Annotated in this window: 22 protein-coding genes and 6 pseudogenes; 10 read left to right on the forward strand and 18 right to left on the reverse strand. The window is 37.9% G+C overall.

Annotated elements, in window-relative coordinates:
- Positions 1–205, forward strand: a 205-nt coding sequence (locus JCM19034_RS22470; protein ID WP_197276453.1) for a hypothetical protein, incomplete at its 5' end; no start/stop codon positions are given.
- A gap of 91 nt (positions 206–296) precedes the next feature.
- Here the strand turns inward: JCM19034_RS22470 and JCM19034_RS25370 are convergent.
- Positions 297–599, reverse strand: coding sequence for a hypothetical protein (locus JCM19034_RS25370; protein ID WP_370622234.1), 303 nt, complete (start codon positions 597–599; stop codon positions 297–299).
- 365 nt (positions 600–964) lie between these two features.
- The gene (locus JCM19034_RS18720) at positions 965–1705 is read right to left on the reverse strand and encodes a MerR family transcriptional regulator (protein ID WP_062052172.1); all 741 of its coding nucleotides are present in this window, start codon (positions 1703–1705) and stop codon (positions 965–967) included.
- Positions 1706–1975: 270 nt separating this feature from the next.
- Here JCM19034_RS18720 and JCM19034_RS18725 point away from each other — a divergent pair, with 270 nt between their 5' ends.
- Entirely contained in the window at positions 1976–3496 is a 1521-nt protein-coding gene (locus tag JCM19034_RS18725; RefSeq protein ID WP_062052174.1) for an RICIN domain-containing protein, read from the forward strand.
- Positions 3497–4001: 505 nt separating this feature from the next.
- Positions 4002–4355: a hypothetical protein gene (locus tag JCM19034_RS18730; RefSeq protein ID WP_062052176.1), complete on the forward strand. Its 354-nt coding sequence runs from the start codon at positions 4002–4004 to the stop codon at positions 4353–4355.
- A gap of 497 nt (positions 4356–4852) precedes the next feature.
- On the opposite strand, the gene JCM19034_RS18735 is transcribed toward JCM19034_RS18730, so the two are convergent.
- Both JCM19034_RS18735 and JCM19034_RS18740 read right to left on the reverse strand, forming a co-directional pair.
- Positions 4853–5137: a hypothetical protein gene (locus JCM19034_RS18735; RefSeq protein ID WP_156324064.1), complete on the reverse strand. Its 285-nt coding sequence runs from the start codon at positions 5135–5137 to the stop codon at positions 4853–4855.
- A 137-nt stretch (positions 5138–5274) separates the two neighbouring features.
- Positions 5275–5874: a hypothetical protein gene (locus tag JCM19034_RS18740; protein WP_156324065.1), complete on the reverse strand. Its 600-nt coding sequence runs from the start codon at positions 5872–5874 to the stop codon at positions 5275–5277.
- Here JCM19034_RS18740 and JCM19034_RS21305 point away from each other — a divergent pair.
- Positions 5870–6034 (forward strand): annotated as a pseudogene (locus tag JCM19034_RS21305) (DUF3885 domain-containing protein); the annotation flags it as partial. The gene JCM19034_RS18740 and the pseudogene JCM19034_RS21305 overlap by 5 nt on opposite strands.
- Positions 6035–6389: 355 nt before the next feature.
- On the opposite strand, the pseudogene JCM19034_RS18745 reads toward JCM19034_RS21305, so the two are convergent.
- Positions 6390–7273, reverse strand: a pseudogene (locus JCM19034_RS18745) (LysR family transcriptional regulator).
- Positions 7274–7480: 207 nt separating this feature from the next.
- Between JCM19034_RS18745 and JCM19034_RS18750 the strand changes: the two are divergent.
- Entirely contained in the window at positions 7481–8674 is a 1194-nt protein-coding gene (locus tag JCM19034_RS18750) for an MFS transporter (protein ID WP_062052181.1), read from the forward strand.
- Positions 8675–8922: 248 nt separating this feature from the next.
- Here the strand turns inward: JCM19034_RS18750 and JCM19034_RS18755 are convergent.
- A pseudogene (locus tag JCM19034_RS18755) lies at positions 8923–9488 on the reverse strand (DUF6434 domain-containing protein).
- Positions 9489–9976: 488 nt separating this feature from the next.
- Between JCM19034_RS18755 and JCM19034_RS18765 the strand changes: the two are divergent.
- Together JCM19034_RS18765 and JCM19034_RS18770 are read left to right on the forward strand one after the other, a co-directional pair.
- Positions 9977–12975, forward strand: a pseudogene (locus JCM19034_RS18765) (efflux RND transporter permease subunit).
- A 309-nt stretch (positions 12976–13284) separates the two neighbouring features.
- Positions 13285–13797 carry a hypothetical protein gene (locus JCM19034_RS18770; protein ID WP_062052187.1) on the forward strand — a complete coding sequence of 171 codons (513 nt, stop codon included), beginning with the start codon at positions 13285–13287 and terminating at the stop codon, positions 13795–13797.
- 105 nt (positions 13798–13902) lie between these two features.
- On the opposite strand, the gene JCM19034_RS23605 is transcribed toward JCM19034_RS18770, so the two are convergent.
- From JCM19034_RS23605 to JCM19034_RS18800, 7 genes are all read right to left on the reverse strand, one after another.
- Entirely contained in the window at positions 13903–14181 is a 279-nt protein-coding gene (locus JCM19034_RS23605; RefSeq protein ID WP_062052190.1) for a hypothetical protein, read from the reverse strand.
- On the reverse strand, positions 14178–14573 hold the full coding sequence (locus JCM19034_RS23610) for a sialate O-acetylesterase (protein WP_062052192.1): 396 nt from the start codon (positions 14571–14573) through the stop codon (positions 14178–14180). The genes JCM19034_RS23605 and JCM19034_RS23610 overlap by 4 nt, the downstream gene beginning before the upstream one ends.
- Positions 14570–14707 (reverse strand): hypothetical protein, encoded by a 138-nt coding sequence (locus JCM19034_RS23615; RefSeq protein WP_231687041.1) that lies wholly within the window; start codon positions 14705–14707, stop codon positions 14570–14572. Before JCM19034_RS23615 ends, JCM19034_RS23610 begins: the two co-directional genes overlap by 4 nt.
- A complete protein-coding gene (locus JCM19034_RS23620) occupies positions 14689–14994 on the reverse strand; it encodes a sugar-binding domain-containing protein (protein ID WP_231687045.1) in 306 nt (101 codons plus the stop codon). The genes JCM19034_RS23615 and JCM19034_RS23620 overlap by 19 nt, the downstream gene beginning before the upstream one ends.
- Positions 14901–15749 carry a sialate O-acetylesterase gene (locus tag JCM19034_RS23625; protein ID WP_062052196.1) on the reverse strand — a complete coding sequence of 283 codons (849 nt, stop codon included), beginning with the start codon at positions 15747–15749 and terminating at the stop codon, positions 14901–14903. The genes JCM19034_RS23620 and JCM19034_RS23625 overlap by 94 nt, the downstream gene beginning before the upstream one ends.
- A 168-nt stretch (positions 15750–15917) precedes the next feature.
- The gene (gene fetB / locus JCM19034_RS18795; RefSeq protein ID WP_062052198.1) at positions 15918–16694 is read right to left on the reverse strand and encodes an iron export ABC transporter permease subunit FetB; all 777 of its coding nucleotides are present in this window, start codon (positions 16692–16694) and stop codon (positions 15918–15920) included.
- Positions 16691–17341 carry an ATP-binding cassette domain-containing protein gene (locus JCM19034_RS18800; RefSeq protein ID WP_062052200.1) on the reverse strand — a complete coding sequence of 217 codons (651 nt, stop codon included), beginning with the start codon at positions 17339–17341 and terminating at the stop codon, positions 16691–16693. The genes fetB and JCM19034_RS18800 overlap by 4 nt, the downstream gene beginning before the upstream one ends.
- Positions 17342–17620: 279 nt before the next feature.
- On the opposite strand from JCM19034_RS18800, the gene JCM19034_RS18805 reads away from it, so the two are divergent.
- The 3 genes and pseudogenes from JCM19034_RS18805 to JCM19034_RS18815 all read left to right on the forward strand — a co-directional run bounded on the left by JCM19034_RS18805 (position 17621) and on the right by JCM19034_RS18815 (position 21009).
- Positions 17621–18457 (forward strand): MIP/aquaporin family protein, encoded by an 837-nt coding sequence (locus JCM19034_RS18805; protein WP_062052202.1) that lies wholly within the window; start codon positions 17621–17623, stop codon positions 18455–18457.
- Between the two features lie 21 nt (positions 18458–18478).
- Positions 18479–19973: pseudogene (gene glpK, locus JCM19034_RS18810) on the forward strand (glycerol kinase GlpK).
- Between the two features lie 439 nt (positions 19974–20412).
- Complete coding sequence (locus JCM19034_RS18815; protein ID WP_231687042.1) at positions 20413–21009, forward strand: DJ-1/PfpI family protein; 597 nt, start codon at positions 20413–20415, stop codon at positions 21007–21009.
- Positions 21010–21343: 334 nt separating this feature from the next.
- Here the strand turns inward: JCM19034_RS18815 and JCM19034_RS18820 are convergent, their stop codons facing one another.
- The 5 genes and pseudogenes from JCM19034_RS18820 to JCM19034_RS18835 all read right to left on the reverse strand — a co-directional run bounded on the left by JCM19034_RS18820 (position 21344) and on the right by JCM19034_RS18835 (position 26363).
- Positions 21344–22333: a hypothetical protein gene (locus JCM19034_RS18820; protein ID WP_082394247.1), complete on the reverse strand. Its 990-nt coding sequence runs from the start codon at positions 22331–22333 to the stop codon at positions 21344–21346.
- A gap of 29 nt (positions 22334–22362) precedes the next feature.
- Positions 22363–22539, reverse strand: a complete 177-nt coding sequence (locus tag JCM19034_RS22040) for a hypothetical protein (protein WP_156324066.1) — start codon at positions 22537–22539, stop codon at positions 22363–22365.
- A gap of 20 nt (positions 22540–22559) precedes the next feature.
- Positions 22560–24224: an iron ABC transporter permease gene (locus JCM19034_RS18825; RefSeq protein WP_062052208.1), complete on the reverse strand. Its 1665-nt coding sequence runs from the start codon at positions 24222–24224 to the stop codon at positions 22560–22562.
- 3 nt (positions 24225–24227) lie between these two features.
- Positions 24228–25283 (reverse strand): ABC transporter substrate-binding protein, encoded by a 1056-nt coding sequence (locus JCM19034_RS18830; RefSeq protein WP_062052210.1) that lies wholly within the window; start codon positions 25281–25283, stop codon positions 24228–24230.
- A pseudogene (locus JCM19034_RS18835) lies at positions 25270–26363 on the reverse strand (ABC transporter ATP-binding protein). Before JCM19034_RS18835 ends, JCM19034_RS18830 begins: the two are co-directional and overlap by 14 nt.
- Between the last annotated feature and the right edge of the window lie 95 nt (positions 26364–26458).

Raw genomic sequence — 26458 nt, forward strand, 5'->3', positions numbered from 1 at the left:
CATCAAACCGGAAATAGGTGCAGGTTTGGAAGGAAAAAGCGGTGAAACCTGCATCAAACCGGAAATAGGTGCAGGTTTGGAAGAAAAAAGTGGCCAAACCTGCATCAAACCGGAAATAGGTGCAAGTTTGGAAGGGAAAAGCGGTGAAACCTGCATCAAACCAGTAATAGGTGCAAGTTTGGAAGGAGAAGCGACCAAACCGTGAAATGCAACCTTTTGAAATTAGCGTCTTCAATAGTGGTAATAATAGAGGATGGAGCTGTCTTTCTATGTCAACTCAATCCTCCTCTACCTATTTAATTTTTCTCATTCGGAAAAAGTGTATACGAAATAGAGTAGATGAAATCTACGATAAACACAATTGCCCAAATCATTCCGATCCCGTACATTGTTTCATTTGCATATGGAGAGTGCGTTGCCGAACCGGCTTCAATCCAAGATAAATCTGTAACGTACAAGAGCATTTCTTCGGTCCCAGATGTTCCAATGCTCCAAAATAATGCTTGCACTGTAACAAAGACGATTAAATGAATGAAAGCACTAACGCGATATTTTTTTGCAATGTATTTTTGGATTTTTGTTTCGTTCGATAATTTCATAGTCTTTTGCTGTTAAAAGCTCGACGCCGCGAAAGCGACCAATTTTCTGACGCATCCAACGATCTAATCGAATAAAATCAAAGATTCCAAACGTACAGGCATAGATGATAAAAATAGTAATAACAAGTAGGATCGTAGAGAACTCACCTGTTTTTCATATAAATATAAACCTAGTAAGACTTCGAGAATTAGAAAGCCTAAAAAAGCGAAAAATAAAAAGGGTACTGGTTAGTGGCTTTCCGAGAAAATAGCGGAAATAACCAAATAATAAGAGTGAAATAAGAGAAAGTACTTCGGCAGCGACAAATAGCTCCCATTGGTATTCTAGGAAAAAGTCCATGTTATCCTCCTCGATGTCGTTTGGATTAATTTTGATTAAGATAGTAGTTCGTTGCAGCTTCTATAAATTCAATAACTTCAGGTTCTATTGGATAAAACCCCGCTTTTTCTGATTGTTCTTTAGATTTTCTAATTTCCCACACCTTTTCAGAAAATGATTCGTCTCCACCAAATTGTTCCTGCTCCTTTTCAAGAATTCTACGGATAATCCGTTGTACTTCAATTGCTTTAATCCCTTTAGGTATATGTCTTTTAATCTGAGCAAGCAAAGCGACCCATTCAAGTGAATCGGGGTCACCACTATTAACGTTCGGTAAAAGGTCTACAAGCTCTTGTTCCTGGAGATTAAATTGTTTACGTAAAAATGTCTGTTGCTGCTCTTTATTATCCTCATACAATCTAATGAGTTTCTGCATTTGGATTACATCGTTTTTTCCATCTAAAGTGAACTCATTCATTAAACCACGTAGTAGTTGTTCCATATATTTTAATTTCTTCTTTTCATCTAATACGAAGGTCAGTTGACTTTTAAGACTGTGATACCAATCGTTATTTTCTTTGGATAACATGTCTTCAATCTCATTTAGAGAAAATCGCAATGTTTTTAAAAATTGAATTTGTTGTAACTTCTTGATTTCTTCTTCACCATAAAGACGATGGCCGCCCTCTGTTTTACCAGCTGGCTTAAGTAAACCGATGTTATCATAGTGGCGTAACGTTCGGACTGTCACACCTGTTTGTTTTGCGACATCTTTTATTGAAATGATCGTTCATCCCTCCTTGTAATTAAGTACGTTTCTATCATTATATAAAATGACGTTACGTCAGTTTCAAGAGGAGATTTTCTATAAACGTAATAAAAAATTCTATCAATATAATACCAGTAATAAAACTATTATGGGAAATAGTAACATATAACTATACTAAATTTGTCTATTATCTGTTATCCTTTAGATGTAAGCGTTTTCTATCACTTTACCAAGGAGGTGAACCTTGGAGTTATTTTGTTCTAACTAAATGGGAAAGGAAGGATGAAGATGAGAAAAGGAATTAACTTGTTTATTGTACTCGGGTTCGTTGTTTCTCTCTTAACGATTGGTTATCAAACTGCTGATGCGTCGTCGTTCCAAGATAATACGTACTACCATTTATTGAATGAAAATAGTGGAAAGTATTTAGAGGTAGAGGATGCTTTAACGGATAATGGAGCAAACGTTCAACAATGGGAAAATACGAATTGCTTTTGTCAGCAATGGAGATTGGTAGAAAATAGTGATGGCTATTTTGAATTAATCAATCGTCATAGTGGAAAAGCTTTAGATGTATTTGAACGTTCATTAGTTGATGGAGGGAATATCGTTCAATGGGATCGAAATGGTTTAAGTAATCAACAATGGCGTATTGAACAAGTTGGCGGTTCCTTCAAGTTAATTAGTAGACATAGCGGTAAAGCACTTGAAGTATTTGAACATTCAACAGACAATGGAGCGAATGTCGTACAATGGCATGACTCCGGGAACCCAAATCAGCTTTGGACGATTGTCGAGGCTAGTTCAGGACAAAGTCCCGATTTTAGTGCTCCTCTAGGGTATGCGTCTATGAATGGCGGTACGACGGGTGGACAAGGTGGCCGAGTGGCATACGCTAGTACAGGTGCTGAACTACAACAAATTATCAATGAAAGAAGTCGAAGTAGCAATCCAGACGAACCTCTAACCATTTATGTTACAAATACTATTACACTCCAAAATTCCTCTACTGATAAAATTGAAGTGAAAAATCATCGCGGTCAGGCACATGAAATTCGTAATCTCTCTATTATTGGACAAGGGACAAGCGGTGAATTTGATGGTATCGGCCTCCGTTTAATTAATGCTCACAACATCATTGTTCAAAACTTATCGATCCATCATGTCTTGGCAAGATCTGGAGAAGGAACAGCAATTGAAATTACAGAAGGAAGTAAAAATATTTGGATCGACCACAATGAATTCTACAGTGAGCTTGATGGAAACGATGATCGTGATTTGTATGACGGTCTTGTCGATATCAAACGAAATTCCGAGTACATTACAGTTTCTTGGAATCGTTTCGAGAACCATTGGAAAACGATGCTCGTTGGTCATACAGATAATGCCTCTTTAGCACCTGATAAAATTACCTACCATCATAATTTATTCCACAACCTTAATTCTAGAGTTCCTTTAATACGATTCGCAGATGTGCATATGGTTAACAATTATTTTAAAGATATTCAAGATACAGCGATTAATAGTCGGATGGGGGCTAGAGTGTTTGTCGAAAATAATTATTTTGACAATGTTGGCTCCGGTCAAATTGACCCTACAACAGGTCAGATTAAAACAGCAGTTGGTTGGTTTTATGGAAGCAGTCAAACAGGTTATTGGAACTTAAAGGGCAATCAATTTATAAATACCCCTCACAGTCATCTGTCTTCAACGACGAATTTTGTTCCACCGTATGAATTTAATGCTCAATCTGCAAATGATGCAAGACTAGCAGTAGAACAATATTCGGGTGTGGGGGTTGTTCATTAATAATTTAATGAAAGATTGGACACACATATTCTCCTGTGTGTCTTTTATTTGATAAAATCAACAGGGACATTTAAGGATTAAAACTACTATGCTATATTAACTAAATGTAAATACGAACAAATGGATGATGTGTTCATACACCACTCCTGAAATATCCTTCACTTTCCACGGGGAAGCTGGTGTGTCTCCAATACGTACTGTGTCCAGCCACGTAGTAAATTCTATTAAAGAGGAATTTGTACTTTACAAATGTAACGAAAGGTTTAGAAATTAAAAGTATGATGCATAACTTAGAAAAAGCTCGCTTGTCGTTTGAACTGTACCATTGTTTAAATAAAAGTGGTTCACTATGGCTATGAAATTTGTCATCAAGGGTGGGTTGCGAATAAAAGATCGTTTCACAGTCAATTATTTTCATTTTTTGGTGATTGTCTCTAGTTGTGATACGTAAAGATAAACTATGGCCTTGAAAAGGTATCACTAGAACTAGAGAGGAGAAATGATTGTGCTTGTACTTGCTATCGTGCTTTTTTTAATGAATATGTTTTTAGCAGCATATCTTGGAATTTTGTACGGTTCTATATTGATTAAGAAGACAGGTATGTTTGCAACACACTCTACTATGGCAGCGATTGTTCATATTGTACTAAGTGTTATTACTATTATTAGTTGGTATATATTTGCCTCTAGTATTAGTTGGTTCGTTGTAATTGGAGGAATTGTTTTAGGTTCAATATTCTTTATCATAGGGGAAATAGTTTTATTTTTATTTTTGTATGAAAATAAGGACAAATACATTGAGATATACAAAAATGATATCAAAGAAGAAGAGTATACAATCACCCGTGTTAACGCTTAAGGGTCGTGCAATCTTAGAATCTTTATTGTAGGTGTAGCATGCTAAGGAGTTTGGGTGAAGATATAGGTGTGTCCCTCGTTGTGGTGGGACTATTATTTATTGTGTACAACAGTACTCTACTTTCATTTTACTAAGGAACGTAGTAAGCCCATATTCAAATAGCACTTCATGGTACGATACACGTATCAATTAAAGGAGGTGTTTTTTCTTATGCGGCAAAAGAAATTAACGATTGTCCCCGTTACACTCTATCCTGAAAGAATTTAATAGTGGAGCGTTGACCTCTTAGAGGCTCAACGCCTGTTGAGAAATAATTAGATAACTTCATAAAGCTATTTTTTCAAAAGATTATAAACCTCTTCCGAAGATAACTTTCCCGATATATATGAGTTTTTATGGTCGTTGAAAGATGGGATTTTTCGATTTCGAGTGGTGTAATGATCAAACTACGATGTTTCGAAGGCTACGTGTCGGAACTCTCTCATCTCCTTACACGTCTACTGAAGTGCTTGATTCACTAACTCGTAATACACGTGTACATCTTGTCTTCGCATTCGGTTCATATATTCTGAATAGTCCGACATACCCTGGCCAATCAACTCATAATATGTATCAATCATATCAATCGTACTGGCGTGCTGGCGATTCATCGCACCTAGCATTCCTTCAATGACAGCTCCTTCCGATTGTTTTAATTCCCCTTGAATGAAGCGTTTGAGCTCTTGGTGCTCGGTTCTCATTCGTAACAATTGCCGTTGAAAGGGGCCCGCTTTGTAGGACAAATCTTCAAAGCTATGAAAGGTACATTCACTTTCATCGTTTTAATCATGATGGTTTTCACCTTCTCTATGCATATTTAAAAATGTTCGAAATATGTTCATCATGTTCAAACAACGTCTCGATGGCTACTCTCATTTCTTCAATCAATGTCGTCGTTTGACTTAAGTCTTTTCGATATTGGTGAAAGAATTCTTCTAAAGAGTCTGTGATCGTTTGTGGCAAAGCCGGAATAAACTCTTGTACAGAAATCCTTCGTAGTAGACCTGTATCGCTTTCCCGAAGAATTGTCTATGATACAAATTCGGTTCTGCTCCATTTGATGAATCTGCTGACGCAAACGCCGCTTCCTTCGCTCATCATCACCTAGTACTTCCCGTTCATACGACTGCTGCATGCGCGTCAATTCCATTAATAAGTTCGCACAAATCTCTTTCCCTTTTTGGAAAATCCGAATCGCAGAGGAAATATTCACATAGATTTCCTGTCCACCTGAGCGATTGGTTCGTCCAGTTCCGCCTACTGCACCAAATAAATCTACATTCGCTAACTTATCTAACAGAGCCTCCGACGTTAAGCCATCATGAACATAGATCATATCGTTCGATTCAGGATCATACACTTTGTAAATATCCGAACCTGACTCTTTGCCCAAGTATGCAATAATATGATCCATCGTATGAGCCTCTGCACTCACATGAAAATAATCAACGATTGTCGATGTATGTGTTTGGATGGTCACCAAGGATACTATTTTTCACGGATATGATGATAGAGGTTGTGATTTATTGGCTACCTCACCCGATTCAATTCGAGAATTTTATGAAGAATACAATGATTGGATATTAGATTATGACCGAGATAACATTGATAAAATCTTTCAAAAAAGGTTATTAAGGTAACGATCTAATAGTTTTAGAAGATCAACAAGGATTGCTTGAACCTGACTTTCACCCTTTGAAACATCCAAACCTATGGCTGGATATATCCTAATTCTCGAGTAGTAAGCCCCTCTAAGGTATGGCTAATTTTAAAACTCTTACGAAATGGTTTCCCTTAATAAGCATTAGATGCAAATGAAGTGAACCACTTTTCTGTAGAGTTTTAAGCCGAAGTGCACCATTTGTGGAGCAATAGATTCACTAACGTTAATTTACAGTACACAGATAATAGAGGGAATGTGTGATACTATAACTGAATTTAAGGTAAAGAGGACGAGGAAAAGCAGTAAATGATTCCCCTCTTTACCCATGAATGTTATTTAAAATACTCCTTTGTCATAGACATAAAATCAGCCAAATGGGGGGTTATCCATTTGTCTTTATGCAATGCCATTTGTGTTATAAGGATGGGCATTTCAACCTCGAAATTCACCTCTAACAATTCACCTTCTATTAATTCTTTTTCAACGACCATTTCTGGCAGAACGGCAATGCCCAAATTCGAGATTACGCATTTTTTTATGGCTTCTAAGCTAACAAATTCCAGTGTGGTTTTGGGAGTGACCTTATAAAAGGAAAGAATTTCTTCAAAAGAAGTTCGATAGGAACAGCCACTCTCCGTATATAGAATTGTTTCAGTTACTAAGTCTTCAGGGGTAACTGTTTTTTTTGCAGATAAGGAATGATTAGGTGAGCTAATTAAGATTAACCTTTCTTGAATTAAAGGTGTCGATTGAAGGTAGGGGTTAATTATTTTGCTATCCATTATAAATGCTAAATCAATATCCCCTTCGATTAAACTCTTAGTGGCCATTTCATCTGAATGAGCTGCTTTAAAAATGAGTTGAATAGATGGGTATTTCAGTTTGAAGTCCCGTAGTAAATTTGGCAAACGGTAGGTACATTGGCTTTCTTGTGCACCGATAATAAGGTTCCACTATCATGATCAGTGGTCAAGGCGTTTCTGGCTTCCTCTTCTAGATGGACAATCTTTGTGGCATATTGTCTTAATCGCTCTCCGGAATGAGTGAGGATGAGTTTTCTTCCTAGTCGTTCAAAAAGTTGGAGGTTCAATTCGTTTTCTAAATTCTTTATTTGAGCTGTAACACTGGATTGAGCATATTGAAGTTTCTCTGCAGTTATTGTGAAATTTAATGTATCACATGCAACTAGAAATGTTTGAAGATGTTTAATTTCCATTTTTAACTCCTTCATATCGATCGAAAAAAACGATTCTTTTGATCGGGATAATCATCTGTAACGATTTCAAGAAATAGTGTAACCTTAATTTACTGATTATTCAAGGAGGTACTAGATGAAGAAATTGTTGATAATTAACGGGGAAGATTACGTTGAGAGGGTCCAACGCCACTTACAAAAACTCCTTATTCATTTAGGAGAGAGTATATGATTATGAATTTGCTTAAGCATCGTCATTTCAGATACTTCTTCTTATCAGATATTATTTCAGGATTTGGTGTTGGAATGGCTACTATAGGTGCCAACTGGTTTATTTTAGAACAAACAGGTGCAGCGAGTATCGTAGGGTTTATGTTGTCGATTAATGTGATTGCAGGGTTTCTTGCCTCGCTTGTTATGGGAGGATTTATTGATCGTTTTCAAAGGAGAAAGGTTATTCAATGGACTTACTGGATAAGGGCAATGGTGATATTTGCTATTACTGTGTTAATTTTTCTAAATGGGTTTAATTTGATCTATATGTATATGTTTTTCGCTATAAATGGAATCGGATGGGCTGTCTATATGTCAGCATCAAGAAGCCTGATTCAGGAATTGCTAACTGAGAAAGAACTAATAAAAGGCAACTCATTAGTGGAAGTTAGCTTACAAGTAGGGATGTTCCTAGCTGGTGGTGCTTCCGGATTTTTATATCAGTTTTGGGGATTTGAGATCATTTTAGTAATAAATGCTTCAGTTTTCATGATTAGCAGCTTCTTTCTTTCAAACGTTCGATACAATGCCATTCCAATTCCAGATAAAAAAGAGCCGTTTATAAATGCATTAAAGAATGGGATGAATTTTCTGTTTGGTAATTCAAAGCTCTTCTTTCTGGGAGTCGTCCCTGTCATTCCGTTAGTAGCTACTATGATATTTAACGTTGTTTTACCGAGTTATGTAAGTGATACGTTAAAAGCTGATGCGATTATATTTGGCATTTCTGATATGTTCTATGGAGTTGGAGGATTATTATCAGGATTTCTTGCAGCACCATTGGTTGCCAAACTTCGAACGAATAAAGTCATTCTAATGTTTTTTGGAATTGCTGTTGCTGTATTGTTTTCTTTAGTGTTTAACCATCTAATTTTAGCTTTATATGCAGGCAGTTTGTTTATTGGGTTATCCAATTCAACAATAAGGATTGTCATGAATACGAAATTAATGCAAATGATTCCTAAGCATTTTATGGGCAGAGCGATGTCAGTGTGGATGGCTATCTCATTTTTGCTGCAGACGATCTCAGCTTCAGCTATAGGAATTTTTATGGACCTATTTAACCCGGCTGTAGGATTTTTAGCTATGGCAGTATTGATGTTTTTTGGTGGGCTAATATTTACTCTGACTAAAAAAGCAATTGAGTAAGGACATTTATGTCAACGAAAAGATTTCCAGAGGAGAATAATTTCTACAGATAAAATGGCGTTATTTTCCATTGTGTTGGAAAATAGACCTGCACACGTTGAATTGAAGTATTCAGAAAGTGGACCTAAAATATTGGTATGAATATCGAAAATAAAAAGCTATAGCATAACCCCGTTCTAATTTTAGAACGGGGTTATGCTTGTTTTCTGTTTAGTAAAGGGTGATTTGAAAGAAGGTTTAGATTAGAGCTACTTAGCAGGTGTATATTTATTACTTCCTGGAAGTCTCTTAATATTATTCCAAGCTTCAATCGCTTTTTCACGACTGGTTCCTTGATTATTCGGATCAGCAAAAAATCACGAATGAATTGATTGTATTCAAATTGTGGCCCAATCTTTTTCTTGTACGAAGGGTGTTTCTTTCGTTTGTCCTCCTCATACCAAGCATCGACTACATCCCGATAGCTTTTTCCGACATTGTTTTTAAAGTAGTTTTGAATATATGTGGAGAAATGAAAATTCGGGATCACTGTCTTAAAGAATTCTCTTACATGTTGGCTACATCGATGGTTTTCCGTAATAACTGTATCAAGACTGAGAGTTACTTGAGGTTCAACCTGCTTTGTTCTTCGCTTTCTTATAGGTTTTTGAATTTCCCCTGTTTGGAGAAATCGTTCAATCCGACTTGAAATTTCTATTTTTGAACCAGAAGTACTTATTCCATTTTCTCTACAAAATAGTTGTAATTCTTCCTTCAGCCAATAGTAATCTTTGAAACATTGTACACTTATTTCTTTCGTTAAATTAGGTCTCATAGGTTACACCTCCGTAAATACATAGATATATTATAGAACAAATGTTCTCAATTAGCAAAAGCAATATTCATAGAATAAATGTAAACAACACTCTCCTAAAATAAGCATTAGTTAAAATGACACAAAAGAAAAAAATATAACCTAATTCATAATTGAAAACATTGGATCCTATGTGTAGGGTCTTTATTTATTGACATAGAAATTTTGGTGTTATACTGTTTATGTTAATATATACAGTATAACACCATTATAACTATTTTCGTGTAGGAAAGATGATTTACTTGGTGCAACGTGTAAGGTCATCTATAAGTCTTATAAATAAATCAGTCTCAAGACTTAGATTGGAACAGACTGGAGAACGTCGGCTAGGATAATCTTTCCATGTATAGTTAAGGAGAAAATGTGGTGTGGAGCTAAAACAAGAAAAGTGAGGGGTTTTAATGAAACTGTTTCGTAGGTTTTTGGAGCAAAAGATTTTAATAGGTTTAATGGTTGTATTCGTTTTGATCGTAGGGGTTTATTCGATTAACAAGCTTGATAAAGAGCTCATTCCGAGTATTGATTTTGATATGGCTATTATATCGGTTTATGCAGGTGATATGCCTGTATTAGATGTAGAGGAACGAGTCACTCAGCCGCTTGAGCAGCTTTTGAGTAATACTGATGGAGTAAAATCCTTCCAGACGAGTTCCATGACCGGAAGTAGTTCTGTTTATGTTGAAATTGAAGAAGGGCGTTTGAAGGAAGTTGTAAGTGACCTCGAAGCGGGGGCAAGTAGTTTAGAGGCACAGCTATCAGAAGTCCAGTTTATCGATGTGTTTCCGATGTCCACCGCTCAAGGATTTGAATTTTACATGGAACTATCTAATGGTTCAATGGACGAATTGAGCATTTTTGCTCGTGATGAAGTGAAAAAAGACTTGAGGCACTTCCTTCTGTTAGAGAGGTTCGGTTAAGTGGAATTGAGGAGAAGGAGTATGTTATTGAATTTAGTCGTGACGATTTGTTAGAACATGGGCTTGATATGAATCAAGTAATTGGAGTTCTTCAACAAGAAAATGTGGCAATGTCGTTGGGGGAATTGTCAGATGAAGAGAATGCACCTTCGCTTCGTTGGGATACAGCCTTTCATACGTTAGAAGAAATGGAAGATACGATGATTCCAACAATGAATGGTCCTATCAAACTAAATGAGGTTGCTCAAATAACAGAGGAAGCAAATCAACACGCTTCACTCGCTTGGAAGGATGGGAGTCGGGACTTTATTCTCATCGAAATAGGACGTGCAAATGATTATACTCAATTGGAAATGGCTGAAGCTGTTCGTGCTGAAGTTGAAGTGATGAAAGATGAAGGGATTTCGTTTTCATTTACGGAAATTGTGGCAGAGGCTGATTATGTTAGTTCCGCATTAGATGGGGTGACACAAAATATCATCATCGGTGGTATGATTGCACTCGTTATTCTACTGTTGTTTTTAAGAAATATTCGTGCAACAGCCATTGTTGGGTTGACGATCCCTGTCTCGATTCTTTTGACGTTTGCGACAATGTGGTTGTTGGGCTATAGCTTTAATATGCTAACTCTGATCGGTCTAGGTCTCGGAATTGGTATGATGGTCGACGCATCAATTGTTATATTAGAGTCTATTTATAGGAAGAAGGAACAAGGACTTGTCGGAATGGATGCCGTCATTAAAGGTGTTCGTGAGGTGGCGACTGCTGTTCTAGCATCAATGTTAACGACTGTTGTTGTGTTTGTTCCAGTTGGGTTATTTGGTGGAGATTTTGGTGTATTCATTTTAATTTTAAGTGTGATTGTTGTCATAACGTTAGTAAGTTCAGTCATTGTTTCCTTTAGTCTCATTCCATCTCTATCGGAAAACTTTTTGAAGCTGAAAAGAGAGGTGGATAAAAAGAAGAAGGAAAGCAGAATTATAGAGGGATATGGCCGTTTAATAAGTTGGTTAAGTGGTAAGAAACGACGACGCTATTCGATGATATTCTTATTCTTTCTCATATTTGTTGGGTCAATTGTTTTAACGACAAAGGTTCCTATTACGTTAATGCCAGATGTCTATGATCGCTATGCAGAAGTAGGCATTGAGCTTGAAACTGGATTAACTCCATCTGAACGAGATGAAATCGTAAAAGCAGCCAGTGAAAGATTAGAGGAAGTTCCAGACGTCGTAACAAGTGTATTTCTTGATGAAAATCCATTCATCTATGTTCTTATTAATATGACAAAGGATGAAGAGATTACGACAGAGCAGGAAGAGGTTAACGTTGCAATCAATGAAGCATTAAGAGAGCTTGAAGACGAGTATCCTGTAAAAAGTGTGGGAATGGTAATGGATGCTGTTGGTGGTGCTCCTATCCGGTTAATGGTAAAAGGAGATGATTTAGGTACGCTGCAAGAAGTAGGAGAAGGTTTAGTTAGGGAGCTTGAAGAAATTGATGGGTTAGTAAACGTAACTACATCAATAGGCAAGACGAGTGAAGAGCGCTTGTTAGTGCTAGATGAAGGTGCTTTAGAAGAGGATCATTTAACATCTGTAGACATATTAGGCCAACTGCATGGTTCGTTTTCTTCTATACCAGTAGGAGAAATTGTTGATAATGGATGGACGATACCGGTTGTTGCTAAATTAGATGCTGAACTTTACAGCGAAAAGGCTCTAAAAGAGTTCGAAATAGGGACACTGAATGGTACAGAGTCGTTATCAACTTATATGAGCTTAGAGACGATCCATACTCCTTTGGTAATTCGACGTGACAATGGAGAGCGTTATTTGACGGTATCAGCTGAGATGGAAGGAAGAGATTTAGGAGCGATTTCTCGCGATGTTCAACAGGTTGTTGCTGATTTTGATACCCCTAATGGCTATTCGGTTGCGATGTCAGGTGATCTTGAATTACAGCAAGAAATGATGATGGATCTGTTGATTGTTTTGACGATTTCCATTTTCCTCGTCTACTTCGTGATGGCCGTGCAATTTAATAGTTTAATTCATCCGATTATTGTTATGTCTGTTATTCCGATGACAGTGATTGGTTCAATACTGGCATTGTTAATCACACAACGTGAATTGAGCGTGTTATCAGCATTAGGCTTATTAATGCTTATCGGTGTTGTACTTAATAATGCGATTCTATTAATAGACCGAACGAAGCAACTACGAAAGGAAGGATTCACAGTAAATGAAGCGGTAAGAGAAGCAGGAAAGAACCGGATACGTCCGATCTTTATGACGACTTTAACAACAGTCGGCGGAATGCTACCGCTTGCTCTTGCAACAGGTAGTGCTAGTGCATATCAAGCACCATTGGCGACAGTGATAATTGGTGGATTACTATTTTCAACATTCATAACATTAGTGCTCATTCCTTCTGTTTACTTGTTGTTTGAAGATATTGGGCGCGGGGTGAGAAAACTTTTTACTCGAAAAAAAAGAAAAGCAGCTGAGAGTATAGAAAAAACTTTATAAAGAAGGAAAAAATATGTGCTTACTGCATGCAAAAAGTAGTGAGCACATTCTTTTAGATTAGGTTACCAAAGAAGTAAGAAGAGTAAATGTAACGATAATTGTAGGTATTGCTATTTTTAAAGTTTTTTATCATTGAATTATTCGTTAGGAGAATGCCCATGAGGCAATTCTAAAGTATTACCCAGGAAATTTCGTGTTGTTAGTACAAAAAATGCTATAATTTCCGTTATTGTTCGAGATCATACTTACGATTATCTTGCAATCAAACGTGGTAGGAAATGAGGATATAATTCAAAGGAGGGAAAAGGTGTGAAAAGAGATATTCGGTTTTCAGAGAAGGTATTATTGGCAGGATTCAGTTTGATTTTATTATTTATGATTATGCAAGACTGGATACCTCTAGGTTCATTAAATGATGTCCAAGCTATAGCTGAAGATCGTTCATTTAATGAGATCTTAATTGTTACACTAGTTGGTGTTTTGCAAATTTTATTATTAATGGGACTTTTATTAGTTTTTATCGGTAAAGGGTATCCAATCTGGGTAAAGTTCTGGTTGATTATTCATCAAATATGTATCTTTGCCGGGGCATTGCTCGACTGGTGGATTCCTTATTTCTTTGGCTACGGTGCAGAGCAAAGAACGGAAAGGTATAGTCAAATGTTTGGAGATACACACTCATTCCTTCCTGAATTAAATGGTATTATTCCGAATACGTTTCATACCCTTTTTCATATCATATTATTATTTTGTATTGTTCTAACTATATATATTACTTTCACTAATTCAAGGAAGATTGGAAAGGTTGATAATGCTCTGTAAATAAATCTGAGAATAGTTGTAAATAACTCCACTCAGATATAAAGGCTTAATAGGGACATAGTAAAAGCCAGCCAGCACTAATATGCTAGAGTGCTGGCTTTAACATCAATTACTTTCCGTTGTAAAAGGAGACGCGGGTAAACCTTCGACATTATAAAGATTCGCATCATGAGGATTATCCGACCAAGCGTAGCGAACATGCAGTGGTTCTATTATTTTCTCATGTCGGACGATCACTTTATTTCCGTTTATCGTTGCAGTAGCAGGGATAAACGTCTGGTCATTACCGCAAATCGTGAAGCCTTTTAATGTGCCACCCTTTGCAATTAAGCCACTGCCAACGTGGTCAAACGATAAGACAATTGCCCGATCAATGTGCTTCATTTTCTTGTATAAAGGTCCACTATAAACAATCTCTTCACCGTAAGCGGTATGTTGAGCACATAAGGCAAGACGTTGCCCGACGCTTTTTTATCTTGTGGGTGAAGGTCGTTATATTCACCTACGTCGATTGTGACAGCCATTGCCGTATGAGGGACGTTGAGGGAGCGTCGCTGTTCATCGCGTAAAATTGCCCAATTATTATGATTGTTATTCGTTTCTAAATTGGCTAATTGTGTAAATAGAAATGGGAGATCCTCTTGCTTAAAGTTATGCCGCCAATCATTTACGAGTGTGGTGAACAGTTGACTGTATCTGAGAGGTTTGGCAGTATTAGATTCCCCTTGGTACCATAGAACACCTTTCAATTTAATGTTATGAAGCGGGGCAATCATGCCGTTGTATAAACAGCTGGTTTATATTGAAAGAAGATTGGTGATTTTAGAGTGTCTGTGATCGCTCCAACTTTATATTTCCAAATTCCTTCTAAGCTTAGCTCCTGACCATTTGCTATAAGTGAATAGGGCATGTCTTTGACGAAGCTCCGGTCGTTTGAGTACTGAGAACACGAACAGTAATTGAATTTTTCCCTGGTTTTAAAACTCCGCTCGGAATCGTGTAACGTCTAGGAGGGTAGCGGTATCCTGTTGAACCGATAGAGATTCCATTTACATATGTATCGTCCGCATCAAGAATCGTTCCAAGCTTCAGTTTCGCTTCTCCTACACACATAGTAGCTGGCAGCTCAAATTCCTTTCGAAACCAGACAGCTCCTCTAACCGCCTTAAGTTCACTATTTTCCCACGAGTTTGGCAGCTCAAAGTCTTGCCAAGTGCTTGTGTCAATTTGTTCTTTATACATGGTTTACCTTGTAGTCCTACATCCTGACGATTTAACTGCTTATACCAATCCCTATGGCGTTGTTCATCTTGTTGCTGTGTGCTAGTAACGTAGTTATTATCTTTATTCTGCTCTATTTCCGCCTCGTAACCACCATGTACACGCAATGTTTTTTCACTTATCCACGCTTCAATAGGGGTACCGCCAACAGAGGTTTGAATAAGGCCGATGGGAACCTCGTATTTCTCGTATAAATAGTTAGCAAAAAAATAACCAACAGCACTAAAATCCATGACGTCAACTCCGATAGCTGAGCACCAGCGGCCGCCGGTTAAGAGTTCATGAGGTTTGTGAAAATCAAACTGTAGCGGTACGTTAAATTGTCGAATGTGTGGATTGTTAACCGCTTTCACTTCTTCAGAAAATAAATCTAACGTTCGTTTAATGGGAAGCTCCATATTGGATTGGCCACCAAGAAGCCAGACATCGCCAATTAAAATGTCATTGATCCACTTCGTTTCATCTGATGTGATCTTCATTTGATACGGGCCACCTGGTTCTAAGCCTTGTAAAATAATTGACCAGCTACCAAAATGATCTGATATCGTTTGATAAGTTTGATTTAGAAAGGTTAGAGAAACGCGTCTGGATGGTGTCGTTCTTCCGGAAATACTAATATGTGAATGACGTTGAAGAACCATACCGTCGCTTACTATACTAGATAGCTTCATACAACACCCTACTTTCTATAGTCTTTTAGATATCATACAATAATCTAGCCGATTGTCAGCGGCCTTTTTAAATCTTCTTTAGTTATTTAAATGTTTTCTAAACATCAGTGGAACGAATAAATAGAGGTTACCGTAAGAAGGTAACCTCTAAAAACTTTTGCTTGCATATTATTTTAACTGACTTCGTTCATTAAAAAAGTTTTTATATCCTAATTGGAGAAATGTAATGACAGATAACGATACACTTCCGACAATACCGAGCATAATTGCAATTTGATAATTTACAGCAACGAGCGGTGACACACCAGATAGAATTTGTCCTGTCATCATACCAGGTAAGAAAACGATCCCCATTCCGACCATTGAATTAATCGTCGGGAGCAGTGCGGCATCAAACGCTTGATTTATCACCTTATTCGTCGCTAGCTTAGGTGTCGCTCCAAGGATCAGTGCGGCTTCAACTTGATCTTTTTGCGTCTGCATCCCATTTAGAAGATGATTGACACCAAGCGTAATTCCAGTCATTGAATTCCCAATAATCATTCCTGCGATTGGAATGAAAAACTGTGGATCATACCAAGGGGCTAACGTTAACACGATAAAAATAAAATAAAGTAGACTGGACGTTATTCCAAAAATCATGGCGATGATGATCGACTTTTTTAACGAACGGGTTATTTCCATTTTCGTTCTTCTAAAGACATTCAGCGTCGCAAAGCTTAACATAATGGCGAAAATAAGTACTGTCACAAATGGACTCGGATTTTCAAATATGTATATAAGAAGATAACCGACTAAAATAAGCTGTAACGTCATGCGAATTGTAGAGATCATAATTTCTTTTTCACGTCTGATTCCTTTGACTTTAACAATCAATAGTAAAAGGAGGATGAAAAGGTAGGCACTAACAATTTGCCAAAACATTAAATCCATTTCTGAATTCATTTAGTGTCCTCCTTTTTAACATTGGCAAGACTGTACGGTGTTAGGTCTATCACTTCTTCTGCGACAGTTTCGACAAGGTGATTGGAATGAGTAATCATAATTAGGGTGATCGCTTGTTCATTAACATGATTGATCAGTCGTTGCATAACGATTTCGGCTGTTTCTTCATCTAATGAAGAGGTGGGCTCATCTAAGAGCAGAACGGTTGGCTCCATTAAAAGCACTCGTGCAAGCGATAACCGCTGCTTTTCACCACCAGATAAAAGAGTCGCGTCTTTATCAAGCTCTGTTTGGAGATGAACAAGGTGCAAATACTTGGACAATGTTTCCTTGCTGAGATTCGTTTCTTTTTCGGCAAAATGACGACCTACTAACAAGTTATCCTGAACCGTGCCGTCAAATATAATCGGTGTTTGCTGGAACATCACGATTTGACGTCTAAGCTCGACTGGGTTTAACTCATGTACATTGCTTCCCTCATAGAAAATGGTACCGCTTGTCGGACTGTTAAGATGATTTAATAATCGTAATAAAGTCGTTTTGCCACTTCCACTAGGTCCCGTTATACATGTTACTTTATGCTTAGCGATGGTTAACGAATCAATTTTTAGAATGCCGTTTACATGTACTTGTTTTAATTGAAACAACTAAATTCCCCCAACTTTGTGATCATACTATTCATTTGTATCATACCGATATAGGGGAGTTGCTGCAAGAATAAGTAAATTTCAACGTTTAAATGGAAAATTAAAATAGGTTTAAAATCCCGTTGACAGCGTTTACAATTTCTGTTTTAATTAAAACTAAGTTAATAGTAATTTCGATGAGACTTGGAGATCAACGAAACGATGTGTCTAGTATTCATATTAGATGCCGTATTTCGTTGATCTTTTTTGTCTAAAAAACAGGGAAGGGGAATCGGTTTTATGTCACCATTTTTAGGAGAACTTATAGGAACGATGATTTTAATTGTGTTCGGTGGAGGAGTTGTCGCTGGTGTTGTTTTAAAAGGGACGAAATCAGAGAGTGCTGGTTGGATTGTCATTTCCTTAGCTTGGGGGTTAGGCGTTGCAATGGGCGTGTATGCTGTTGGTGAAGTAAGTGGTGCCCATTTGAATCCTGCGGTCACAGTAGGTTTAGCACTTGTTGGTGATTTTGCTTGGGGTCAAGTACCTGGATATATTGTTGCTCAGCTACTAGGAGCTTTTATTGGTGCTACGTTAATTTGGCTACATTATTTCCCGCATTGGAAAGCAACGAAAGATCAAGGTGCTAAATTAGCCGTTTTTTCAACCGATCCCGCGATCAAACATACACCAGGAAATTTCTTTAGTGAAGTATTAGGTACTTTTATATTAGTATTAGGTATATTATTTATTGGAGCAAATGAGTTTACACAAGGATTAAATCCTTTGATCGTAGGCTTTCTCATCGTTGTCATTGGCTTATCTTTAGGGGGAACAACAGGTTATGCTATTAATCCAGCTCGTGATTTAGGACCAAGAATCGCACATTTTTTGTGGCCGATTGCAGGAAAAGGGAGCTCCAATTGGCAATATGCTTGGATTCCTGTTGTAGGGCCAGTTATTGGTGGAGGATTAGGGGCATTGTTTTATGCAGCGGCATTTGAAGGGATTATCTATCAAGCTCTGTATCTTTTTCTAGCCCTGTTTTTCATTGTGTTATTTATTTCAATTTATCATCATAGAAAAACTGCTAATTCAACTGTGCCAAGTAGTCAAATACAAGATCAAGCACTTTAATATTATTAGGAGGGGTAAGGGATGGAAAAAAAGTACGTATTAGCACTGGATCAAGGTACGACAAGCTCACGAGCGATTATTTTTAATAAAGAAGGGGAAATTGTTCATACTGCACAAAAGGAATTCACACAAATATTTCCAAAGCCAGGTTGGGTAGAGCATAATGCTAATGAAATTTGGTCCTCAATTTTAGCGGTTATTGCTGAAGTATTAACGAAAGCTGAAATTTCAGCGAAGGAAATTGCTTCAATTGGGATAACAAATCAACGTGAAACAGCGATTGTCTGGGATAAAGAAACAGGAAAGCCGATTTATAACGCAATCGTTTGGCAATCAAGGCAAACAGAGGATATTTGTGAGGAATTAAGAGAGCAAGGATTAAATGACACGTTTCGGGAAAAAACAGGGCTATTAATAGATCCATATTTCTCTGGAACAAAAGTAAAATGGATGTTAGATCATGTGGAAGGTGCCCGCAAAAAGGCAGAGCAAGGTCGATTGTTATTTGGTACGGTTGATACATGGCTTATTTGGAAGCTATCGGGAGGAACGACACACGTAACCGATTATACTAATGCATCTAGGACGTTATTATTTAATATATATGATTTGAAATGGGATGAGGAGCTTTTAGACATATTAGGAGTACCTGCTTCAATGCTCCCGGAAGTTCGCCCATCTTCAGAGGTATATACTCATACGGTCGATTATCATTTCTTTGGCGAAACAGTTCCGATTGCGGCGTGGCAGGAGACCAGCAAGCAGCGTTGTTCGGGCAGGCGTGCTATGAGCAGGAATGGCGAAAAACACGTATGGAACCGGCTGCTTTATGCTTATGACGACGGGGGAAAAAGCTGTTAAATCGAATCACGGCTTATTAACAACCATTGCTTGGGGGATTGATGGCAAAGTAGAGTATGCACTTGAGGGGAGTATTTTTGTTGCTGGTTCAGCAATTCAATGGCTTCGTGATGGGCTGAGAATGTTCAAATCAGCAGCAGATAGTGAATCATATGCAACTAAGGTCGATTCCACAGAAGGAGTGTATGTTGTTCCGGCGTTTGTTGGACTTGGTACACCGTACTGGGATAGTGAAGTTCGTGGAGCAGTGTTTGGAATTACACGTGGGACAGAAAAGGAGCATTTCATTCGGGCGACTTTAGAATCGCTAGCATATCAAACGAAAGATGTATTAAATGCGATGGAGGCTGATGCTCGTATCGACTTGAAGGCATTGCGTGTTGATGGTGGGGCCGTTGCGAATCAATTTTTAATGCAATTTCAAAGCGATATGTTAAATGTACCGGTACAGCGTCCTGTAGTGCAAGAAACAACAGCACTTGGGGCTGCTTACCTTGCAGGCTTAGCTGTAGGTTTCTGGAGTGACCGAAATGAGATTGCGAAGAAGTGGAAGATTGATCGTACGTTCACAGCAGAAATGGATGAAGAGACGAGAACTGATTTATATGAGGGATGGAAGGTAGCTGTAGAAGCAACAACGAAATTTAAAAGATAATGCTTCGTGTTGTTGACCACACTATTCTTTGGAATGGTGTGGTCTTCGTTTAGTAATTAGTATGTAATTGAAAATGTGGACAAGATCGTCATCTTGTCCACATGTATGTTACGTATATTGGATAATGTAAAAATACTAGTAAGTCATTTGTAAGATAGCCGCGTCTTTCATTCTAACCTTTAAACCTAAACAATGTAAGCCCTACCTCTCATACATCCTAATGGCTCCGAAGCCAATCCAGTGTGAATAAGCAAAAAATTCTTATATAGAATGCCAATAAATCTTATGTTTAATCTTATCTCATTTCTTATTATCTCTTACGCATTGAATAAATGTAACATATATTTTCCTATATGTCAAATGATGGTGTAAAGCTTGCTTTTATATACTATAGGGGGATAGTATATAAAAGGAGTTGATATGATGTTAACTACATATCGTGTTGGAATTTTATTGTGATGTTGATGCTTTAGATTTTGCTGGTCCGTATGAAGTATTTAATTTGACTACGTATAAGGATAGCGATGTAAAAAGATTATTTAAAAATAAATTAGAAGATAAGCCTTTCAAAGTGAGTACTGTTTCCCATGATGGCTTACAAATTTCCGTACATAATGGTTTGAGTGTAACACCTGATTTTAGCTGCACTATTTGCCCGGAATTTGATTTGGTTATTATCCCTGGTGGTCCTCTGAAAGCGATCAAAGCAGTTGGACGTAATAAAGCTATAATCAATTGGATTGCAAGTCATCAGAACAAATTAGTTGCTTCAGTTTGTACAGGTGCATTCTTTGTGGCAAAAGCTGGTCTTTTAGAAGGGAAAAAGGCAACAACGAACCGAGTAGCGTTAGATTTTTTTGCAACTAGCTTTCCAAATATTGAAGTAATTAGAGACGTTAAATTTGTCGATGCAGGCAATGTCATTACTTCTGGAGGAATTTCAGCGGGGATTAACATGGCTTTATATGTTGTGAGAAAATTATTTGATGAAGAAACATCGAAGCGGACTGCTAGGACGATTGAATTTGATTATTAGAATTTAACTATTAATTGTTGCGATGTTAGCAGTTGTTGTTCTATTGAATCTATTTAAGGTTGGAATAAAAGGCCTTTCAATTAAAACTAGGCTTGCTAAGATGTCTTTAGGTTTAATGGGCATTTATGTCGTTTCCCTTTGTTACATTTTTAATGTTAGCAAATTAGTCAAATATAGTAGAAAAGCACCGTGCAAAAATTTCCCTTCTGCATGGTACTTTTCTCATTATGCCGTACGTTTATTGATTGGAATGTAAATATCCATTTCCATTTCTTATTCCCCGAAATAACGCTTGTCGTATAGTTCAAACTCGGCAGTTCCGTTATGCTCGTATTCAGGTTGTGGTGATCGTTTCCAATACTTCACCTACTTGTACTAATGCAACGTCTTCTCCTAGTTCAGTAAATGTTTCTTGTAAGCTAATCATCTGTTCATTTGAATTATGAGTGAAAATGACTTTCTTTGGTTGAAGACGTTTCATTTGTTCGTGCAATTCATTGACACAAGGATGGACTTTATATCGTTTTTGCTCGTAATCGATTGTATCATGTTTGTTTACTACGTGAACAAGGTCTTGTAAGAAAGGTCCAGTACATAAGATAAGTAAGTTGTCTGTTTTGGTGAAGTTTTTAAGTACCTCTTGTTCGCTAAATAGTCCGATTGAAAACTTGCTAATACGAAGCCAGTTTATTAGTGATTCAGTTTTAACAAAGTTAGAATACCTTTTAAAATGTAAACGAGCTTTCTTTTTGACGTTTGCAGGTGCGTTTATATATGCTGCAAAACTTGCTTTCATGTCTTGACTGATGACCGTTTCTGAAAAAAGATCAGGTTTATTTTCTAAAAGAGAGATAAGCAAGTCTTGTAATTTTCCGTACATCGGTCCATGAATGAGAACTTTTCGCTTTATTTTTCGTGCTTGTTCAATCGTTTCATAGATCTCGTGTAAATAAGATTGCTGTGAACGTGTTTCTTTGCCGTAGGCACCGTCTAAAATAGCAATATCAATTGGTTTTTCGACAATCGGTTGTTCAGTAAGTAAGATAGGTGATTCGGTCGAGTAATCACCTGAAAAGTAGATTTGCTCCTTATTTATCCGGAATAAGTACCAGACAGAACCGAGCGTGTGTCCACTATAACCGTATTGAAATTCAATTCCACTTCCAAATAAAAGGGTTATCCAAGTTCTCCTTGACAAGTGATCAATCGTTTCAAAATATTTTGTTTTCGTTTTTAATGATGTGAGTACTTGAATCGTCTGTTCAATAGTTGCTGATGTAGAATATATTTTCCCTTTAAAGCCAAGCTCAAATAAATATGGCAGGGCCGCAGTATGGTCTTCGTGTGAATGTGTTAGGAAACAGCATCAAGATTTTCAGCGAGTTTTTTTGTAAGTAGTGGATATCGCTTCGATTTGTGCCGCTCATTTTTCATAATGCCACAATCAACTAGAAGTGAGATCTCTTTTGTTTGCAGGTGGAAGCAAGAACGCCCATACTCGTTCACTCCACCTAAAAAGGTTAGTTTCAAACAATATCCCCCTTAGCAAATTACGTTTTGTAGTTTTGCGAGCGTGTCTTCATTTGCTCAATAATAATGAGAATAATCGTTGTCATCCCTACCGATACGAGTGCCATCGCCATGCCTAAAGCAGGTGTTCCTTGTTCGAACTGTGCATAAATAAAAGTAGCTGATGTGTGCATGTTCGGTGGTCTAAGAATAAGCGAACCGACAAGCTCTCGCATCGAAATTGTAAAAGTCATCATCCAACCAGCTAATATGCCTGGGATAAGCAATGGTAATAATACTGTACGAATCATATAAAAGGACGAAGCACCGCTCATTTTTGCTGCTTGAAATAATGAATCTCCGAGCTGACCGTAGACGGCTTTAATATTTTGCACTGTAAAGGGCAAGTACAAAATTACGTACGCTAAGACAAGCATCATCCACGTATTGTAAACCGGTGCTGGGTTCCAATAAGCATTCCAAAATAAAATTAGGCCAACGACAACGACAATTCCTGGAACGGTATTAGGGGCAAGTGAGAGAAAATCCATCGTTTTCTCTTTTAACCCTTGTTTCTTTTTCATAATAAGTATAGCGACCCAAATGCCGATGCTAGCACTAATTGTAGCAGCAAGGGCAGCAAGCCAAATACTATTCCATAAAGCATCACGTCCACTTCCGGTGAATAAGTCGACGAAATGGCGTAGCGTTAAGTTAGAAAAGCTTAGTCCATTTCCTTGTATATCTAAAAGAGCGGTTGAAGCAACGGAGAAATACGGAACGCCAATGGATAGGAAGAGAACAAAGGCTAAGTAGAGCCATGCTAATATTTTCTTTTTTCCTAAATTAGTAATCGCTTGTGTTTGTCCTTTTCCGGTAACAACTTGGTCGTTGCGGCGATTGACAAGCAATTGCTGGACATACCAGATAAGCATACTAACAGATAAGAGCATTGTTGATAAGATTGCTGCTTTTCCGAAATCAAGTGGCCAAATTGATGTATAACGATGAATTTCTGATGTTAGTACGTAATAGCCGATCCGATTTCCTAATGTAACCGGTGTGCCGAATTCCCCAATCGTTTTGACGAAAACGAGTAAGGCACCCATACTGTAACCTGATAAAAAGAGTGGGATAATGATTCGTCTTAATCGATTAATCAGTGAACCACCGTGGACAATTCCTGCTTCTTCTAGTCTCCCCGAAATATTTTCGAGATTATTTCTCATAATGAGATAAATAAAAGGGAAGAGGTGTAAGCTCATCACCAGTACCATTCCGAAATAGGAAAAAAAATAAGGGGTGATGACAGATAGGAATGGAAAAAGCTGTTCAGAATAGCCATTTGGTTGCATAGAAAGAATCCATCCCATTGCCCCAATGTATGGTGGAGTCATAAATGGAATGATGAGAACAATATCAATCCAACGATGCTTCTTCATCTCTGTTCGTGCCATAAAGAAAGCAAGGGGCGCAGCGAATAAAGACGCCCCTACAACTACTCCGAATCCTAATAAAATTGAATTTAATAGAATTGACCAATAATGCTCGTCCGCTAATAAACGAAATGGTGCTAGTCCTTCGAATGTCCCTTCTGGCATTACGCCACGTAGCAGGACAAAAAACAATGGCATGAAAACGAGAATCAATAGTACTAGTAATGCGATACTTCCATGTAATGAATGGAGACTCAGTTTCTTATTCATTCGTTATCGGATCAGCTCCATGAATTGATCTAATATCGTTTGTGTATGCTCTTCAAGGTAAGCCCAATCGTAGTCTAACGTCGGAATTTCTTCGATTCCAACGCGGATATCAGCTGGCTCTATATCGAATCGTGCTGGGATTAAATAGGCATCTGCAACAATTTCTTGCCCCTTATCAGAAAGAATGAAATCGATGTATTGCTTAGCAGCATCGAGATTTTGCGAGCTTTCTAATATGAAAGCTGGGCGTGGTGTAATCATCGTACCACTTTCAGGGAAAATGATATCAACTGGTTCGCCATTTTCCATATTGTTGTAAACCATATAATCAACACCAGCCATTACAATAGAATTCGCTCCTGAAATGACCGTTTGTAGTGCAGGGTTATTGGCTCCTTCCATTTTCAATCCATTTTCCTTTAATTGTTCAAATAATTCCCAACCACTTTCGTCCTCTTGATTAATGAAAGCGGCAATAAAGTCTCGTGCAGTTCCAGATTGAGTAGGATCAGGGATCGCTAATTGGCCATTGTATTCATCAGCTGTTAAATCAGACCAATCAGTTGGTGGTTCAGATACTAAATTTGTGTTATAGCTTAATCCTAAGGCAGAGGCACTAAAGCCATAAAAATGAAAATCCTCATCATACCAGCCGTCATGAAGCGAATCAGCATATTCTGATTCGTAGGCAACTGATAGACCTTTTTCCTTAAAATCAACAGCAGGTGGTAAAGAGGCTAATACAACTACATCAGCAAGAGGATTGCTTTCTTCTGCTTCAAGACGGCCGAGTACATCTCCAGTAGTTCCTTGAAACATGTCAACTTTTATACCTGTTTCTTCTGTGAACACCTCCGCTAAACGTTCAGCCATTCCAGCAGGACCTGCTGTGTATAATGTCAGAGTATCGTTACTAGTATTTGTTTCGTCCCCTTGGACTTCTAATGGTTCATCCGTATTTTCAGAAGAATCGGATTGAGTTTCTTGCCCAGTTTGTGCACATGCTGCTAATACAATAATTAATAATAATGAAAATAGTGTCGCTTTAAGCTGTTTCATGAGTCATACCTCCTAATGATTGAATGAAATGAATAGAATCTGTCATAACGGTAAAATACATTTGTTGTCCTGGTGTGAATCGGTCATAAGAATAAGCAAATAATCGTTTTTCTTTTTGTCCGACGCGAAACGTAACTTCATATCGTTCACCTAAAAAACTAACTGTCTCAATGGTACCAACTTCTGCACCATTGAACGCAACTTGTGATAGACGGACATGCTCTGGACGAACAACGATCGTACAAGGCTCATTATGGATCACGTTTGTGTCACTGTTCGTAAGTGGGAAGCATAAGTCGGGCTCGACCTTGACATACGTTTTGTCTCCTTTAGTTAAAAGATGTCCTTCCCAAATCGTCCCCTTTCCGATAAAAGCAGCAACTTCCTTCGTGTGCGGATTACGGTAAATGTCTTCGGGTGTCCCCTCTTGCAACAACGTCCCAGAATTCATTACGACAACGTAATCAGACATTGACATCGCTTCATTTTGATCATGGGTAACATAAATGGCAGTCATACGTAACCTTTTTACGAGTGATTGCAATAAAATTCGCATCTCATCGCGTAATGTAGCATCCAATGCACTTAACGGCTCGTCCATTAAGATGACAGCAGGGTCATTAGCGATTGCCCTAGCAATGGCAACACGTTGTTGCTGCCCTCCAGATAGTTGATGGGGGTAGCGCTCACTATATTCAGAAAGCTGAACATTTTTTAACGCGGTTGCAACTTTCTCTTTTAAGCCTTTTTTCTTTCCGTTAGCCTTTAGACCGTAGGCGACATTTTCAAAAACCGTCATATGCGCCAAAGGGCAAAATCCTGAAATACCATTCCAATCCCTCTTTTTTGCGGGGGAACATGAATGTTCTTCTCATCAGAGTAGATGGTCGTCTCATTCATCATGATCGTCCCACCATCAGCTTCCTCTAAGCCGGCGATAATTCGTAAAAGTGTCGTTTTTCCACATCCAGACGGTCCGAGCAGACTTACAAATGCACCTGATGGAATTGAAAGGGTAAGTGGCTTTAATGCTTGCAAGGAACCAAACGATTTATGGATCGACTTTATTTCAATGTTCAATCATAGCTCTCCTCTCTATTGAAATATCTTTCTTAATCACTACGATAAAGGAGTAATGTTAATAGAGTGTTAACGTCTTTTTAACATCTTATTAA

The organism is Bacillus sp. JCM 19034, assembly GCF_001310635.1.
Classification (GTDB): Bacteria; Bacillota; Bacilli; order Bacillales; family Bacillaceae_D; genus Halalkalibacter.